We start from the raw sequence: 17824 nt of genomic DNA, 5'->3' as shown, positions 1-17824 counted from the left end.
AGTACGTATTGCCGTCCACCGTCACTGGGATGGCGTTGCCGCCGTTATCCGTTACCGTTACGGTTGGCACGATATCGCCTTCGCAATCGTCAATGGCTGTGGCCTGGAAGCAAATTTCTGCCTCGTCTGGCCCACAGGGGTCAAGCGCTTCGGTGATGTTCTGCGATGGGTACACGATAATTGGGGCAGAGTTGTCCTCGTCGGCATTCACCGTGATGGTTGCCGTGGCTTCCGTGGTGTTGCCACCGCCATCGGTGTACGTGCCCACTATGACATAACCGCCAGGGGGCAGGCTCAGGCTCCACGCAAAGTAGCCGTTGGCCGGGTCAGACAGGCCAGCGTCGAACGGTGGCGCGGGCGCTCCGTTCACCGTGAAGCTCGCTGTGCCGAAGTCTTCGTCGCAGTCGTCTTCCAGCTGTACCGCAAAGCTTACCGCTGCTTCGCCTTCGCAGTTCGGCACCTGGTAGGCCAGGTTGCCGGGCATCGTTATTACCGCCGGCGTGTCCGGGCCTTGCACCACTTCTACAGCATGGCCTATTGTTACCCCTTCGTAGCTGGTAACGATCAGGTAGCTGCCGGCGCTCAGGTTGCCCGTGGCTTCGAAGTACGCATAGCCCTCGTTCACCAGGATGTAGGTGATCTCCAGTGGCGCACCGCTGATGCTGATCAGCCCGTCGAGCACATCGCCCGCCTGCAGCTCGCAGTCATAAATATGGCCTGAGAAGACGATAAAGCCGTCCTCAGCACAGTCTTCGATCACGAACTGCCCGTTGCCGGACACGTCCACGATCGGCGCAGGGCTCTGCGCCTGCGTGACCGTGATGTCAAAGCTGTACTGGCTCGTATTGCCGTAGTCGTCTGTAGCCTCGTAGACTACTGTGTATACTCCTGGCGCCAGCACATCGCCCGGCTGCGGGCCGCTGATCTGCACCAGCTCTACATCCAGGTCGCAATCGTCAATCACCGACATCTGCCAGTTCACCGGCATGCCGTCTTCGCAGGCCGGGATCTGCACCTGCATGTCGCCAGGGCCGTAGATCTCTGGTGGGCGGTTGTCCACGACCGTAATCTCGTACGTCATCTCGTTGATATTGCCCGCCTCGTCTGTAGCCGTCAGCACCAGAGTATTGGTACCAATGCCCGCGTGGACAGAGACTACGTATACCGAGCCGTTGTTGGACAGGGTTACGCTGGCAGAAGGGTCTACTGATGGGTTAGCAGCGCTCGTCGTGATCTCTGCGCTCAGGCTCAGACCGCTTACCGGGCAGTTGTCATCCAGCTCTACAAACCAGTCGAACTGCACGCCGCACTCCCCTTCCGGGATGCTTTCGTATACGATCGTCATCTCAGGCTCGTTGCCGGACTGGTCGGTGACCGTCTTAGTGGGCGCTTCGTCGTCTGTATTTTCAAGAATAAAGACTTCTTCGTATACAGTTGGCAGGCAGCCATCGCCGTAGGCACAGCTTAACCGGTCCGCGACTTCAACACGCACGCTGTAACTTCCCTCGCTCAGGCCATTGATCACAAATGGCATATTCAGCATCACTGCATTAGCGATCAGTTGCTCGCCTGCGCCAACTTCTACCAGATAGATATTATAGGTAGCATTGCAGCCCTGCTCCTCAAAGAGGACAGTAATACTGCCATCGTCACCGCCCGGGCAAGTTGGGCCTTCACCGGTGAGGGTCAATACCGGTACTGGGTTACAAATAGCATAAATCTGGCCCAGAATGGCTTCTACCTGATTGTTGCCCAGGTTCTCGGTAATGGCGAAGTTGTAGCACTCGCCATTCGTCAGGGTACCTGGTGCAAAGGTGACTTCCGTGGAGGACATGTTCACAAAGTCGACCACAGGGTTACCGTTGGCATCTTCCACATCTATTGTCCAGGTCGTACCATTAGCGACAGGCTCCCAGTCTAAGGTGATAGAACCGTCACAGTTACAGATAATGGAGAATGCTTCGGTAACGATACCAAAGTCGAAGGACAGGTTATCCTGGCTGTCGGGATAACCAAGCCCGCCCGGCTGATCACCTGTACCATTTTCACCCAGAAGCAGCTGCCCGTTCTCGTCAATAACGATAACGACACCCTCGGGGTCATTGCTATCCTGATCCTCATCACTGCCTGCACCAATAATAGTTGGTGTAAAGCCCGGAGGCAGGGTAGCAAGGCTCAGCTCATAAGTACCAGGCGTAAGACCACCGAAGAGGTATTGCCCGTTGACGCCATTATTCTCTGAAGTCGAGACGGTAAAGGTTTGATTGTCTGCAGTAGTTGCCAAATCGCCGTCAGGGCCCGCCCACTCGAGGTTGAGCTCTAAGCCATTGAGGCATGGGCTGGAGAAGTCGTCCTGTAAGCCATTGCCGTTGGTATCTTCCCAAACGTAGCTGCCGATGGCGTAAAGGAGTAGCTTATAATCTTCCACCTCGCCTCCAGGCATCGGGTCTGTACCATATTTATCAGGCCCGAACGGTAGTTGCACCTGAATGGTGTTGAGGCGGAAACGAGCCAGCATCATACCGTTCATGAAAGTGGCATCATCAGGTACACGAATTGCAACATTCACATCCAGCATACCAACCGATGGTACCGTATAAGGAATGGCAACACCTCCTGTTGAAGGGTTAACCGGGTCAAGGTACCACTCCAGGTACTCATCATTATCAAGGCTACCATTGCCGTTCCAGTCGATCCAGCCTTCCAGTACTGCGTCCGCACCTGTGGTGTTCACCGCCTTGATATTCAGCACGGCAAATTCGCCAGGCACAAGAGGGGTAAGGAAAGTAATACCATCGTCATCTGCGCCTTCGCCATCTGCCATCGCATCTGGCTGTCCATCCAGTTCTGCATCAATGGTTGTGCCAAGTGACAAGCCAGGGATGATAACGTTTACCGCACCAACCTCTTCCATAAGGGTTGGGTAATCGTTAGGATCGTTGGGGTCATCAGGCAGGTCTCCATAATCCAGGAAGGCAAAGCCCTGATCGTGCGTCTCATCTGTTTGATTATCAGGGAAAGTGCCAACCACATCGCCTGTATCTCCGGAACCATTTTCATCTTCCGGCAGCGTAGTCACATTTTCAATGACAAAGGTTTCCATTGTCATGGAAAGGTCCATACCTGTAATGCCACCATCGCTGTCGAGTTCATCGTCACCGCCCCGGTCAGTACGTGTTGGGGTCATACCTGCAGGTGAGGTATAGGTGATCTTATACTCGCCTTCAATCAAGCCGCAGAAGTAATACTCACCGGTATCAAAATCATCGGCTCCGGTCGTAAGGTCAGCATAGATTACATCATCCGCAGTACCAAGCGTGTTGTCCGGGCCGAGCCAGGTCAGCCCAACAGTTACTCCATCAATCCCTGGTTCGTTGGTATCCTGAACGCCATCGAAGTCATAGTCTTCAAATACCAGGTTGCCAACTTTGCCCAGCGGCAGCTTGTAATCTTCGATTTCACCGAAGGGCACCACTCCCGTTTGGCTGTCAGGAGCTAAGCCTCCATCTTCGCTCAGGCGGAAGCGGACAAAAGCTGCGCCTTCACGGAAGGCAGCATCAGCAGGTACGTCAAAACAGTACAGCTCTGCGTTCACACCACCATCAGGGATGGCATCACCATTAGTGCTCGTAAAGGTTACTTCTTCGCCAGCATCGAAGCTGCCGTCACCATTCCAGTCCACCCACATTTGCAATACGGCGTCTACACCTTTATTATTCACTGCTGTCACCTCGATACAGGCTTCAGAGCCAGGGATCATCGGGGTGACAAACACGATGCCATCTTCGTCATCACCAGCAGTACCACAGGTACCAAAGGTAGCCAGCCCGGCATCCGCATCGTCGCCGCCCTGCATCAGACCAGCCATCGCTTCCGGACTGCCATCAGCTTCCGTGTCCACACAGGTACCCAGCAGCAGGTCTTCGTCAACAATATGCTTAGGCGCCTCCGGGTCGGAAGTTGTGTAGGTGTCAGGCAGGTCACCGTAGTCAAAGCCTACGACTTGTACCATATAGTCTTCTACCTCACCTGAATTGGCAAGACCGGTGGCTGACATAACCTCTGCCATGTTATTAGCCAGACGAATACGCAGACCAAGGTCCTGTCCAACAACGGCATCCACTGGCACCAGTACATCCACTTGTGCGCTGGTGGCACCGTCAGGCACTGTAGCGGTAAACTTCTCGGTTGTGGCATCAAGCACCCCATCCTTATTGAAGTCAATGTAAACCGCAATGGTCGCGTCTTCTCCCGACATATTCATCACTGGAATATCCAGCGTTGTTGTTTGGGTTAAGATGAATAGCGGGAGGCTATTCAGGTCAAGGCCATCTTCATCATCCGGGTCTGCCACGCCTGATGACATACTGTTGTCATCGCCGGCAGCCGTTGCATTAGGCTGGCCATTGGCTTCGTCGTCAAGTTCTGCACCAATTTTAAGGACAGGAACGCCTACAGTATTGGTCAGGATTTTGTGGCGTGCACCATCATCAGCGAGAGTCGTCTGATAATCTGCAGGTGTCAGCGGGCTGTTCGGGTCACCATTGGTACCTGCAGCCATATCGTTGAGGTCACCAAAGTCAAAGCCCATTGATGGAGTCAGATAGTCTTCCACCTCTCCGTCAGGAGCAGGACCTGTTGGGCTCATGGAAGCTACAGCATCTGTACTTAGTCGGAACCGCACACCCACTGGCGCCGTAAGCGTTGCCGTGAGCGGAGGCGTAACATCTTCTATTTCAACTAAAGTAGCTCCAACGGGCACATCCACTGAATACATTTCGTTGTCATCTTCAAAGTCGCCATCATTATTCCAGTCAACGAACATAGTCAGCTTAGCGACCTCAGTCGTCATATTCATAACATTTACCGGTACATTAACCGGCATGCCTGTTACAAACATAGGCAGACTAACGCCATCCTCGTCCGCTCCGTCTCCATCTGCATTCGCGCTCTGCTGACCGTTAGCTTCTGCATCAACAGTGCTGCCAATTTTCAGGGTCACATCGCCGGTAACCGGGTCTGTAACAATTTTATGGCTGGGGCCGTTGCTGCCATCCTGTGTTTCGTAATCACCTGGGTTTGTACCGGCGCCTGAATCAGACAAGTCACCGTAATCAAAGCCCATGACCATGATTTCGTAGTCTTCTACTTCGCCATCGGGTGCAGGGCCCGTTGGGCTCATCGCTGCATCGGTGGTCAGGCGTAAACGGAAACCAAGGCCTGTATTGAGTGCCGCATCTTCCGGTGCCAGTATATCGGCAAGTGTCACATTGCCATTAGTGCCATCAGGAACACTGACAGAGAACATCTCCTCCGGATCACTGAAGTCGCCGTCGTTGTCCCAATCTATGTATAGCGTCAGCTTAGCACCGCTGCCGGTCATATTCATTACCGGAATATCAATATCCAGCATTTGGCCAGCTACAAACATCACGCTCGCCGGGTCGAAGCCGTCTTCGTCGGCTCCGTCGCCGTCAGCATCTGCGCTGGGCTGTCCGTCAGCATCGGCATCAACAGCAGCGCCAATCTTCAGCGTTACCATGTCGTCCTCGTTCGTCACGATCTTGTGCGACGGGCCGCCATTGGCGCTGCTCGTTTCGTAATTGCCTTCGCCAACGCCTGAGCCACTGTCAGCCAGGTCACCGTAGTCGAACGCCATTACTGTGATATTGTAATCTTCCACCTCACCGTCCGGTGCAGGGCCTGTTGGGCTCATCGCTGCATCCGTGGTCAGGCGCAGGCGGAAGCCGAGGTCGTCATTCAGCACCGCATAGGCCGGTGGTGTTACATTGCTCAGTATTGCGCTTGTCTGTCCGTCCGCTACCGTTACGGAGATCATTTCTTCAGGCTCGTTGAAGTCGCCGTCGTTGTCCCAATCGACGTAGAGCGTCAGCTTAGCATCGCCGCCGGTCATATTCATTACCGGGATGGTGATGTCCTGTGACTCGCCCCGTACGAACATTACGCTTGTGGGGTCGAAGCCGTCTTCGTCGGCTCCGTCGCCGTCCGCATCTGCGCTAGGCTGTCCGTCAGCATCCGCATCAACATCAGCGCCAATCTTCAGCGTTACCATGTCATCCTCGTTCGTCACGATCTTGTGCGACGGGCCGCCATTGGCTTCGCTTGTCTCATAGTTTTGCTCGCCGGTGCCGGCTCCGCTGTCTGCAAGGTCACCGTAGTCAAAGGCCATTACCGTGATCAGGTAGTCTTCCACTTCACCGTCCGGTGCAGGGCCTGTTGGGCTCATCGCTGCATCCGTGGTCAGGCGCAGGCGGAAGCCGAGGTCGTCATTCAGCACCGCATAAGAAGGCGGTGTTACATTGCTCAGTATTGCGCTTGTCTGACCGTCCGCTACCGTTACGGAGATCATCTCTTCAGGCTCGTTGAAGTCGCCGTCGTTGTCCCAGTCGACGTAGAGCGTCAGCTTGGCACCGCTGCCAGTCATATTCATTACCGGGATGGTGATGTCCTGTGACTCGCCCCGTACGAACATTACGCTTGTGGGGTCGAAGCCGTCTTCGTCCAAGCCATCCCCATCGGCATTGGCACCTGGCTGGCCATCGCCTTCTGTATCTACATCAGCGCCAATCTTCAGCAGGACATTACCGGAAGGATCGGTCAGAATCATGTGGCTCGGACCATTGCTTGCCGTTGTAGTTTCATAGTTGCCTTCACCCACTCCAGGCCCTGCATCTGGCAAGTCACCGTAGTCAAAGCCACCGATCATAATCAGGTAGTCTTCCACCTCGCCATCATTCGCCAGGCCAGTAGAGGTAGCGGTGAAATTCAGGAAGTCCGTATCTGTACTAAAGCGGAAGCGGGTACCCAAATTTATGCCCAGCACAGCAGTAGAGGGTACGGGAACACTGAAGTTAGCCGTTTGCACGTTGCCGTTAGAGCCAAAAGTGCTGCCCATGATATTTGAACCGGCAACGGTGATGCTTTGGGGCTGATAGCGCTCCGTGGCATTATCGAGGGTTCCATCGTTATTCCAGTCGAACCATACATACAGCTCTGCATCGGAGCCGGTGTTATTAAATACGTCTACGGTGAAAGTCGCGGTCTCACCCAGTTCAAAGGTTGTACTGCCTGGGTTGAATCCATCCTCATCGGCACCATCGCCATCTGCATTAGCAGTTGGCTGTCCATCCGTTTCTGTATCTACTACACTGCCGATGTAAATCTGAGGGACATCCGCTACACAGTGGGCTGCTCCGTTACTAGCAGCAGTAGTCGCATATGGTGGGTCCTGAAGGTCGCCATAATCCACGCCATAAACCGTAATCGTTGCGGTATTGCTGTTGGTACATCCGTTGCCATCCGTATAAGTGTAGGTTACGGTTATTGTACCGGCGCCCGCTATAGCTGGATCAAAGTCGAAGGTTTCGCCATTACCATTATCCGTTACGCCTGTGCCGGAGTATTCGCCACCAGTTGGCATGCCGCCACCGAGGGTCTGCCTGCCATCTTCCAGGCAAAGGTCTGCGATTGGGCTGAAAGTCACCGTGGGCAACGCAAAGACCTCAACGCTCACTGTCTGGCTGGCTTCACAGCCGTTGCCATCCGTGAAGGTGTAGGTCACATTGTAGGTGCCCGCGCCCGCTGCGCTCACGTCGAGTACCGCTGTACCCGCTGCATTATTCGGCGTAAAGCCTGCTGGCGCCGTGGTCGAGAAGGTCCCGCCCATTGGAGTCGCGGTGAAGTTCATATCGCTGCCGTCTATGCAGACATCAGCAGGGTCGTTCAGCGTTACCGTGGGCAGCGCAAAGACCTCAACGCTCACTGTCTGGCTGGCTTCGCAGCCGTTGCCATCTGTGTAGGTGTAGGTCACATCGTAGGTGCCCGCGCCCGCTGCGCTCACATCAAGTGCAGCCGTACCGTCACCGTTGTCGGTAAAGCCATTAGCTGCTGTAGAGCTAAATACGCCCATAATGCTACCGCTTCCACTTGGCACTGGCATTCCCGAGAAAGCCATATCAGATCCATCTATACAGACGTCGGCAGGGTCGTTTAGCGTGACAGTAGGCAACGCAAAGACTTCAACGCTTACCATCTGATTGGCCGCACAGCCGCTGGCATCGGTGTAGGAATAAGTGATCGTGTAAACACCCGCTCCTGCTGCGCTTACGTCTAACGAAGCCGTGCCATCACCGTTGTCGGTGAAGCCTGCAGGGGCATTCGAGCTAAAGGTGCCCGTAGCGCCTCCAACTGGTGCGGGAGACCCTGTGAAGGACATGTCCGCACCATCTATGCACGCATCAGCCGGGTCATTCAGGGTCACCGTGGGCGCTGCCGGGTCAGACAAAGAAGCGGAAGCCGCTGCGCCGCTGCAGCCATTGGGGTCTTCCAGTATTATATTGGTGTAGTTGCCCGCATTCAGGTTCATGATTACCACTTCGCCCGATGCGTTGCTTGTTACATTTGTTGGGCCAACAGCCGTGCCGTCATCTTCGTAGTTGAGGATGTACATAGTACTCGCCTGAAGACCGCTGATCGTAACGAAACCATCTGTACCTGTGCACACCGTTGGGTTGGTACCTACAGCAGTGTAGGTTGGCAGGGCGAAGATTTCCACGCTTACCGTCTGGCTGGCTTCACAGCCGTTGCCATCCGTGAAGGTGTAGGTCACATCGTAAGTGCCCGCGCCCGCTGCGCTCACGTCGAGCACCGCTGTACCCGCTGCATTATTCGGCGTAAAGCCTGCTGGCGCCGTGGTCGAGAAAGTGCCGCCCATTGGCGTAGCCGTGAAGTTCATATCGCTGCCGTCTATGCACACATCCGCAGGATCATTAAGGGTTACCGTAGGCAGGGCAAAGACTTCAACGCTCACTGTCTGGCTGGCTTCGCAGCCGTTGCCATCCGTGAAGGTGTAGGTCACATCGTAGGTGCCTACGCCCGCTGCGCTCACGTCGAGCACCGCTGTACCGGCTGCATTATTCGGCGTAAAGCCTGCTGGCGCCGTGGTCGAGAAAGTGCCGCCCATTGGCGTAGCGGTGAAGTTCATATCACTGCCGTCTATGCAGACGTCCGCAGGGTCGTTCAGCGTTACCGTGGGCAGGGCGTTAATAGTCACGCTTACAGTTTCAATTGCTGAACAGGTAACAGCAGAGGCATCAGTCACAGTAACCGAGTAACTACCTGCTGCCGCAACAGTAGCCATATTAATTATTGGATTTTCATCAGTAGAAGTGAAACCATTTGGCCCGCTCCAATTAAAGGTATAACTGGCAGCTCCGGAAGGGTTAGCCATCAAATTCAGGGCATCGCCTACACATGGTGTGTTTGCAGAAGGAGCCGCAGCCACAGCGCAGGAACAATCAATAGTAGCGGTAGTGACCGTCACATCCTCCCGGCAACCATTCCCCATATTGAAAAGGCGAATGACATAAGTCTGATTATGCTGCAGCCCGGTGATGGTCACACTACCGCCGGATACTGCAAACAGCTGTGGATTACTGGTGGCATCCGAATTGTAATTAGGCCCGTCATAGCCGCCGGTAGCACCGGGATTACTGACCCCGACAATATCGGAGTTCACGATCATAGGTATGGTGACGGTTGCGTCGTTATTAGGCACATTTACGGCCTGACAGGTTCCTGCGCTTGTAGTCGGGGTGCCGCTCTGAGGCGGGTCCGTGGTACAAATTTCCACAGTTACATTAAATGCGCCGCACTGATTATTTGTCCCTGTACCGTTTGATGTCAGGGTGTAGGTGGCACAGCCTGTACCGGTAACCGTGATCGAATTATCACAGCTTTCGTAATCAAATACACCATTGGCATCCGCAGTTTCCGCCCAGGTTCCCTCGGCGATGATGCCCTCACAATCGAGGACTTCCTGCAGGAAGATCGTTTCATTGTTTACGCCATCGTAGCAAATGGTATTGTTGATATTTTGAGTGGCCGGAGTGGCACAGCATTCTGTGACTACCCCAATGGCTTTAGGCCTGCCATTCATGGGGTTACCGTAATTGAGGGCGGAAAGCTCCGTAAGGTCTGTTTCGAATACGGAAATACAGTTCACTTTCGAGCTCACATACACCCGGTCTGAAGCCGCACTGTAGGTTACTCCCCGTGCACCACTGAAGCCAGGAACACCATTATTTACATTTCCGACCAGTGGATCAGCCGGGGCGGTCACAGAGCCCAGTACAGCACCCGTAGGGCTATACTTCACCAACACCGGCTGATCATGGGTACCGGAGATGGTCTGCCGCTCAATTACATAAAAATTACCCGCAGCATCCCGAGTGATGCCCATGCCATTTTCATCGCCATCACCGCTGCCGGTGGCTGGCTCCGAGAGGTTGAAAAGCAGGGTGCCGCTGTGGGCCGGCGTACCAAATCCGGTGGTGTAAAAGCTCAGGTCCAGCGGACCTGTGTAAACACTGCCTGGATTACTCCGCTGTACGGCGTACCAGTTGTTATTGTCCACATAAAAGCCCCAGACCACCGGGCCGCTGCCGCTCACTGCATCCGAGCCCGGATACAATTCCATGCGCCCAAGGCTACTGCCGGTGCAAAGGTCAATAGCATATACGTAACGATGCTGATTGTTATGGATATACAACACATTATCTTTGAAACCATAATTGACCGTCCGCAGGGCCGTACCGGCATCGAAGCCTCCCGGCCCTCCGTTGCTCAGCCATGGGCTCAGGGTAATATTGCCAAATGGGTCAAACTGGTAGATGTCTCCCTGGGATGAGGTAGCGATGTACAGGTTACCATTCAAATCCTGCGCAATACCGTGCGGATCGGTAAACTGAGGGGACTGAGCCAGCCCCTCAAACCAGGGGGCACCGATTTCAGTAACAGAGCCACTAGTCTCGTCCACGGCAAATTTATGGATGAACTCAAGATCTGTATCGTTGAGGTAGAGGTAGTCGGTGCAGTTGCAGCTTTGTCCATAGAGCGTAGACAAAGTTTGTCCCAAAAAAAACAGGACAAAGAATAATTTCAGGAGCGGTTTTGCAAATGCAGCCCGATAGTAAAAGCAGGAGTTGAGACTGGGAGCTAATCCCTTTGAAGAATTTGTGCGTGCTACTTTCATGAGTTCCAAGTTCAAGTGTTGTTATCCCTTATGATTTGCTGGTATGCAATAAAACCATCGGCAAGACCGAATTGCTCCGAGGTAGAGAATAGACTCAACTTTGATACGGAAAATGGTATTTTACACATACACATAGCAAAAGTGCGTTATGTTTCCCGAATCAACCGGGACACTTTTGCCCATCTACCCACCCCCTGAGCGGAGGACCACTAAATACAGGGCAGTTGTACGGTTATAAATATGATTTATAAGCCATTCCTGGCCATGCTATTGTTGCTTTTCAACCTGACCTCAACAGGGACTGTGAAGAAGGCATTCTGATGGACTATACGATAGAGACCTTTTTGCAATGTCATCAAAATCCCTAAAGGGCCCACTTTGTAATCAACGGGTTCGGGCAGGGAAAAATGTGAATTGCAGAAATATCTGGCCTGTGCACATGGTGAGAGGCTACCGATCAAAAAATGAAGATTCAATACAAGTCCGCTGTCGTAATGCAACAGGGCAATACCAGGTTGGCACCCAGATTTCCCAGGTGAAGGCGATCTGTGATTCAAATCTTCAAACCTACAAATTCCCTGCCCTGAGCAGTTAGCACTGGGGGCACCAAAGACCACTTTGCTCATTGTTGTGAAAGAGGCAACCTGAGGGGGGCCGGAGCCAACTTGGCGCAAGGCAGCCTGATGGCTAAGCGTGCCCAATTTATTTGTTAGGAGCATTGATATTTATTTAAGACCCAGCACCGCCTGGCACCGGGCCTCTGTCCATAAAATCTCTTCAGGCTTTTGGCGAAATGATATCCACGTTGATCACGCCATCATTCTGAAGGAATAGAAACTGTCCGTAGAGGGTAAAACTGGAAACGTTCATAGTTGACTCAATTGAATGGATTAAATATTTAGACTGTTCTGATATCGAAAGAAATTTGCCTTGGAGGGATACAGGCTGTATATTCGGATCTTGAAAAGACCAGATTTCGCATTAAACAACTCTTCATATATCAATATTACAAACATATAAAAGACAGTCTGGCAACACACAGACAGTTTTCGGGATTTACCCACCCCCGTTTTTTACACCATCAGGAAAAGCGGAGGGCAGCAGCCGGCCGGCCGGTTTACAAATGACCGATCAATAATTCCCAAAGGGTTTCATAGGGGACTATTTCGATTTCAAAAGGCTGACTGGCCAGCGGTATAGGCATTTGCTGAAGGCACTGCCAGTCTTTAGCGGCCTTTTCGAGTACGATAGCTTTGTCAAAAGCATTCTTCGGTAGGTATAGCAGCAACTTCATAAACAGGTTGCTTCGCTGTAGGTCCTCCGCCTGATTCAGGTAGCGGGTACGGTACTTGTGCAAAGCGTCCACCCGGTCAATCAACTCATCCCGGCCTCCGTCTATAGTTTTAAGCAAAATCTCAAGTAGCAGAATAGGAATGTTCATCCCTTTTTTATCCTTGGAGAACACCTCTATGCCGTTGAGAAAGCGGGCAGGCCGAAAATCAGTGACCCACTTTTCTGACAAGGCACCTACACTTTGTAAAAAGTACAGGTAAGCCTCTGCTATACGCCAGGACTCCTGAATATTTTGGGGCATGCTTTCAAAATTGCGGTGCCCGACTGCGCTTGTGATGACAACTGCTGCCTCTTCATAATGCTGATTGTGCATGTGGAGCAGTGTCAGGACTTCCTGTATTTTGAACCAGTTAAAATCGCCCTCCGTGACGTATTTCCCGCAGTAGGCAGCGGCCTCAAAAGCTGGCTCAGGCTGCTGCAACTGCAGAAAACAGATCAGCTTTTGGTACGAAAAAACCTGAAGGGGGACAGTTGCACTAAAAGGCTTCGCTTCAAAAAACTGAATGGCCCGCTCGCAGACTTCAAGCGCCTGCTTATAATCATTCACTACTGTAAATTGGCTAACCTCCAGCAACCGGCCGCACAAGTGAAGCTGATAGGTATCATATTTTTCGAGTGCAGGCTTCACGGTAAGGTAGCTTTCAACAGCCTGCTCCTGCAACTCCCGCTTCGTGGCTTTCTCGTTGACAAATTCAACAGACAGCGATAAATACAGCTCCTCCGCAAGGCTTTCCTCCATCCATTTCTGCTGTACCAGTTTGTATTCCTGATTGTAGGCTTTGTACTTCCTGGCATCGCCTTCTATTGTGCTGTAGTAGACCCTCAGGGTATGCAGCAGATCTAGCTGAAGTTCTGTGAATTCAAATTTCCGGCTGATTTTCGCCAGTTTCAGCATTATGGAAAGCGCTGCTGTACGTGCCTGTTTCCCCAGTAGAATCTTAGCAGCTGCCCACTCCCTGTAAGCTTCGAAATATGCATTTTTCCGGTCTTTATAACCCGAGCGCTTAAGGTCAATCAAGAACAGAGCATTGATCAACCTGCTTTTAAGGCTGCCCCTCAGCTTTTGATAGCCGGAGTAGCTTTTTTCCTTACCGTACAGTTGTTCGGCGGCAGCATCGTCATCTTCCACAGATTTCTCCTGCAGCATATCATACAGCTGCTGAATCATAGAGTCTGACTTGCCTTCGGAAGCATTGAAGAGCTCAACCGACCGTAGCTTATGAGGTGTTACGATTTGTGCAATTTCAAAAAGGTCTTTCATGAGTTATTTTGTGCAATCATTCCGAACTAAACCCCCTTGTTCCCAGACATATCATACAACTTTGAGAGTTGTTGTCTGTACAACACCGAGACCAAGCAACATCCAGGTAGCTGAATGCCTTGAGAAAATGGTTTTCCGGTAAATAATGACACCACGGATTGATCACAGGCACAGCCTGAGCATCCGGTCATCATCTTCCGAAGTCCTCTTTAAGGTTGGGAGCTTGCATTTTACCCATACTTGTGCAGAGTAAAAATGTGTTGATTAAATGTGCGGTAAATGTGCAGTTATCAAACAAGGCATATGGGGAAATGCCTGTAACCTAATTAATAATAGAATGCCTGCCATTGTCAAGCTTGAAATATAATCGGAGCGTTTTGGGCTATTGTTTTTCAAGTATAAAAATAGGTATTCTTTTTCATTGTCCTTAATTTTCAATAGTTAAAATACGCCTTAATTCTTTATAACAGCACGCCACAAAGCAAAACCAGATTCTTCGTAACTCACTGACATTCTGCAACAAGCCTTGTACGGCATACCCCGTGTTCAACTGAAAACAATCTGCAATTCACTACACTTTAGGGTAGTTGCTTTAGTGCGACGCCCACAGGGCTCAATACAAAAAAGCTACTAACAGCCAGTAAATCAGGCTATTCCCATAGGAAATAAGTTCTGTCATCCAGTCCACCGTACTCAACTCCTAAACAATGTATCCGGTATTCTGTGTAATAGTACAACCTGGCCGAAATATTTGATTAGGTTTTTCACACCTAACCCCTCAGCCATGCCCGGCTATCAGCTATCAGATAGTTGCAGCTCAAATCATTTAGAGCGTGTTGGGACTTTAGTAATCGGTCTTCAAACTACACTTTTTTGCTTACACTTCGTCCCGAAAATCCTCATTTAGCTAAAGCTAAACTCCGGTTTTCGTGCCTCGTCTAACCAAAAAATTGTTAGTTTTCGACTAGAAGACAAAAGTCCCAACACGCTCTTAGAACCATATTGAAGTACTCAATTTTCAACCAAAAGTAGTGGACTATACAATATCTCATTCGGTTTTGTTAAGAAAATCTGTTTTCTTGCAGGAGAGAAAGTCATACGGGTCTCCATATGTGGCTCCACTCTAATGAACAAAAATAATGATTAAGATAGCCCTTATAGAAGATGATGCTGCCTACCTCTACAGCCTTAGGCACAGGATACAGCTACAACCAGATATCCGTTGCCTGATAACGGCATCCTCAGTCAAATCCTTTTGGGAAAAGCTGCCCCGTTTGGCATCTATTGATATTGTTTTTATTGATATAGACATGCCCGAAATGAGTGGCATAGAAGCGTTACCTGGCCTTCGGAAACGATTCCCGGAAGCAAAATTAGTCATGCTCACACAGTGTGAAGACCGGCAAGCCTTATTCCAGGCTTTCTCCAACGGTGCCGATGGTTATATTCTGAAGGATTTTCCGGTACGGGAATTCCCGGATTTAATAGAGGTCATCCGGGACGGGGGCGCCCTGATTTCGCCCAAAATGGCCAGATGGCTGATCGCCTACTTCCAGCCCGCTCCCAGGCCTGAATCTCCGCTCACGCCGAGGGAAGAGCAGCTGCTGCAATTCTTTGCAGACGGGCACAGCTACGAGGAGACGGCTTCCCTGATGGGCATTACCGTAAACGGGGTCAAGTATCATGTCAAAAAGGTATATGCCAAACTGAATGTGGATAACAGGATTGACGCGATCAAGAAAATGCAGGGATAATGTGTGCACCCAAAGGCAATGAATATGACAGGTTTGGTAGTATCTTCCGATTACTACTGCTGCCTGCCTGCTTCAGCCTGTTGTGCCGGGGAGTCTCCGCCCAAACTGCCACAGATACGCCGCGCTGGGAAGAAACATCGTTTGAAGCATTGCTGGATTCGCTTAATACTGCAGACGGGCCCGAAGGCCGGCAACGCATTATACAGGCAGGCCTCACCAAAGCTAAAGCAACCGCAAACGTGCTGTGGGAGGCAGAATTCTCCTACCGGCTGGCTGGGCTGTATGGGCAGCAGGGGCAATACCAAGCTGTAAAGAAAATGGGGGAGCGCCCCATTAAGCTCGCCAAACAAGAAGGCGCCCATCATCTGGCGCTTCAGCTCTACAACCTCTATGCAGGATATGGCTTTTATTCTCTGCAGACCTTCGAACCTGCAATCGGGCTCTACACGGAGGCGCTGCAATACGCCATGGAGCACCGGCAGGTTTTGGGCGACAGCCTTTATATCAGAATGGCGATACAGATTTACCCGCCACTTTCAGAGTGCTATTTTAGAACTGGCCAGTACAACAGGCACCTCGAAACCCTTAAAGCTTTCCAAAAACTGGCCCTTGAGTCTGAAAACCCCATTGCCATGGCTACAGCAGCTATTGCCGTTGGGGCTTCTGCACTAAAGTTCAACAACTACTCCCGAGCCAAAGAGGTCCTGCTGGAAGGATATGAGTCTATCAAAACCACTAACTATACCACCCTTAAATTCAATTTTTACATTACCCTTTTTGACATCTACCGGACAGAAGAACAATTAGATTCTGCCCTGCTCTATGCACAATTGCACCACGACCTGGCGATTCAAAAAGACTTTCCATTTGATCAGTTCACTTCTCTTTACCGGTTGGCGGAAATTGACATCAACCGGCAGGATTACAAACTGGCCCTCGAAAAGTTGGAACAGTGCCTCGCTTTTTTTAGCAACGAAAAAGCTCCCATCTATATCGGCAATATTCATTTGCTGAAGTCTAAGGTACTAAGCCAGCTTGGGCGTGGCAACGAAGCCCTTTCTGAAATCAAGCTGGCCAAAGGTTATACTAATACGATTGGAGATCTCTATTTCCTCAAAGACTTGCTCCAACAGGAAGCGAAGCTGTACTATCAAACCGGTGACATCACTATGGCTTATGAGGCTTTACGGCTCTACAACGAGGCTACCGACAGCCTCCGGCAAAAGGAGCTCTCCAAAGAAATAGAGGGTATGCAGGTAAGCTTGCAGCTTCAGGCTCAGCGGCTCAAAACTCAGGAACAACAAACTGAGCTGCTGCAAAAGGAGAACCAGCTCTTGCTCTCAGAGCAGAAAAGCCGCCAGCTGACCTGGATTTTGTTGGCCTTGTTCCTGTTTTTTGTTACCCTCCTGATTGGGCTGCTGCTGGAACGCAGGAAGTCCCTGAAGGCAGCCCGGCGCCTAAGCGAACAGACCAATCAGCAGCTTGATGAACTGCTGGCCGCCATGCGCAACCATGCCAGCCTGCTTTCCCGGGAACTCCCCGGCCACCCTGATGCAGTTATCATACCCAGCCGCTCTGAACACAATACACCAGAGCCGGAAGAGGCACCACAAAACCCCGGAAGCAAACTGCTACAGCTTAAGTCTTTTGTCAACCGGGAGCAGGAACTACTTACCAGAATCCGCAACCTTGCTCAGGAGAAAGAAGAAACCCTGAAGTCCTTCAACTATATCGTAGGGCATGATCTGAAAATCCCTCTAAGGGCTGCCCTCAATATTGTCTCTATCCTGGAAGAGGAGAGGACCGTTGCAGAGCAGGAAGAACTCCGCCCCCACTTCCACTATCTCCAGAGCAGCCTTGAGCAACTCGCCAAAATGCTGGATGATATGATTCAATATGCTCAGGCCGACCGCCTGGCCCTCCAACCCAAACCCATACCGCCTGCAGGCGTCATTCGAGCCATCTGGCACCAACTTGAGCACGCTGTGCCGGATTTGCCGGAGGGCATCAGATTGCAGCTCCCTGATCACTTACCGGAGGTGTATGCCGACCCACCACTTTTCCGCCTGGTGATCACCAACTTGCTTACCAACGCAATCAAGGCCACTGCACGTACGCCCGATCCTGTCATCCGGGTCACTGCACAACCCAAGGGGCGTTTTCTAAAGCTTGAGGTATCGGATAATGGCATGGGTATCGCTTTGCCTAATCAGCAGCGGATGTTCTCTCTTTTCAAGTCTGTTCACAACCGGCAGGAGTTTCCCGGGACGGGTGCCGGACTGGCTATTGTGAAACGTATTATGGAACGGCATGAAGGCAGTGTTTCAGTAGAAAGCATGGGCGAAGGGCGTGGTACCACTTTCACCCTCCGCTTTCCTTTACCATAAACCACACCCTATCAAA

General features: G+C 51.6%; 4 protein-coding genes. 2 read left to right on the top strand and 2 right to left on the bottom strand.

The window, feature by feature from the left end; all coding sequences use genetic code 11:
- The coding region (locus RIC19_RS25740) for a GEVED domain-containing protein (RefSeq protein ID WP_502930815.1) at positions 1-10924 on the bottom strand (10924 nt) is incomplete at its 3' end.
- A gap of 1246 nt (positions 10925-12170) precedes the next feature.
- Positions 12171-13667, bottom strand: coding sequence for a hypothetical protein (locus RIC19_RS02000; protein WP_350176303.1), 1497 nt, complete (start codon positions 13665-13667; stop codon positions 12171-12173).
- A 1139-nt stretch (positions 13668-14806) separates the two neighbouring features.
- On the opposite strand from RIC19_RS02000, the gene RIC19_RS01995 reads away from it, so the two are divergent.
- Both RIC19_RS01995 and RIC19_RS01990 read left to right on the top strand, forming a co-directional pair.
- Entirely contained in the window at positions 14807-15421 is a 615-nt protein-coding gene (locus RIC19_RS01995; protein ID WP_350176301.1) for a response regulator, read from the top strand.
- Positions 15421-17808 (top strand): ATP-binding protein, encoded by a 2388-nt coding sequence (locus tag RIC19_RS01990; protein ID WP_350176299.1) that lies wholly within the window; start codon positions 15421-15423, stop codon positions 17806-17808. Before RIC19_RS01995 ends, RIC19_RS01990 begins: the two co-directional genes overlap by 1 nt.
- Positions 17809-17824 lie beyond the last annotated feature (16 nt).

The organism is Phaeodactylibacter sp. (assembly GCF_040219495.1).
GTDB lineage: Bacteria > Bacteroidota > Bacteroidia > Chitinophagales > Saprospiraceae > Phaeodactylibacter.
This window is presented reverse-complemented; position numbering and strand designations above follow the sequence as displayed.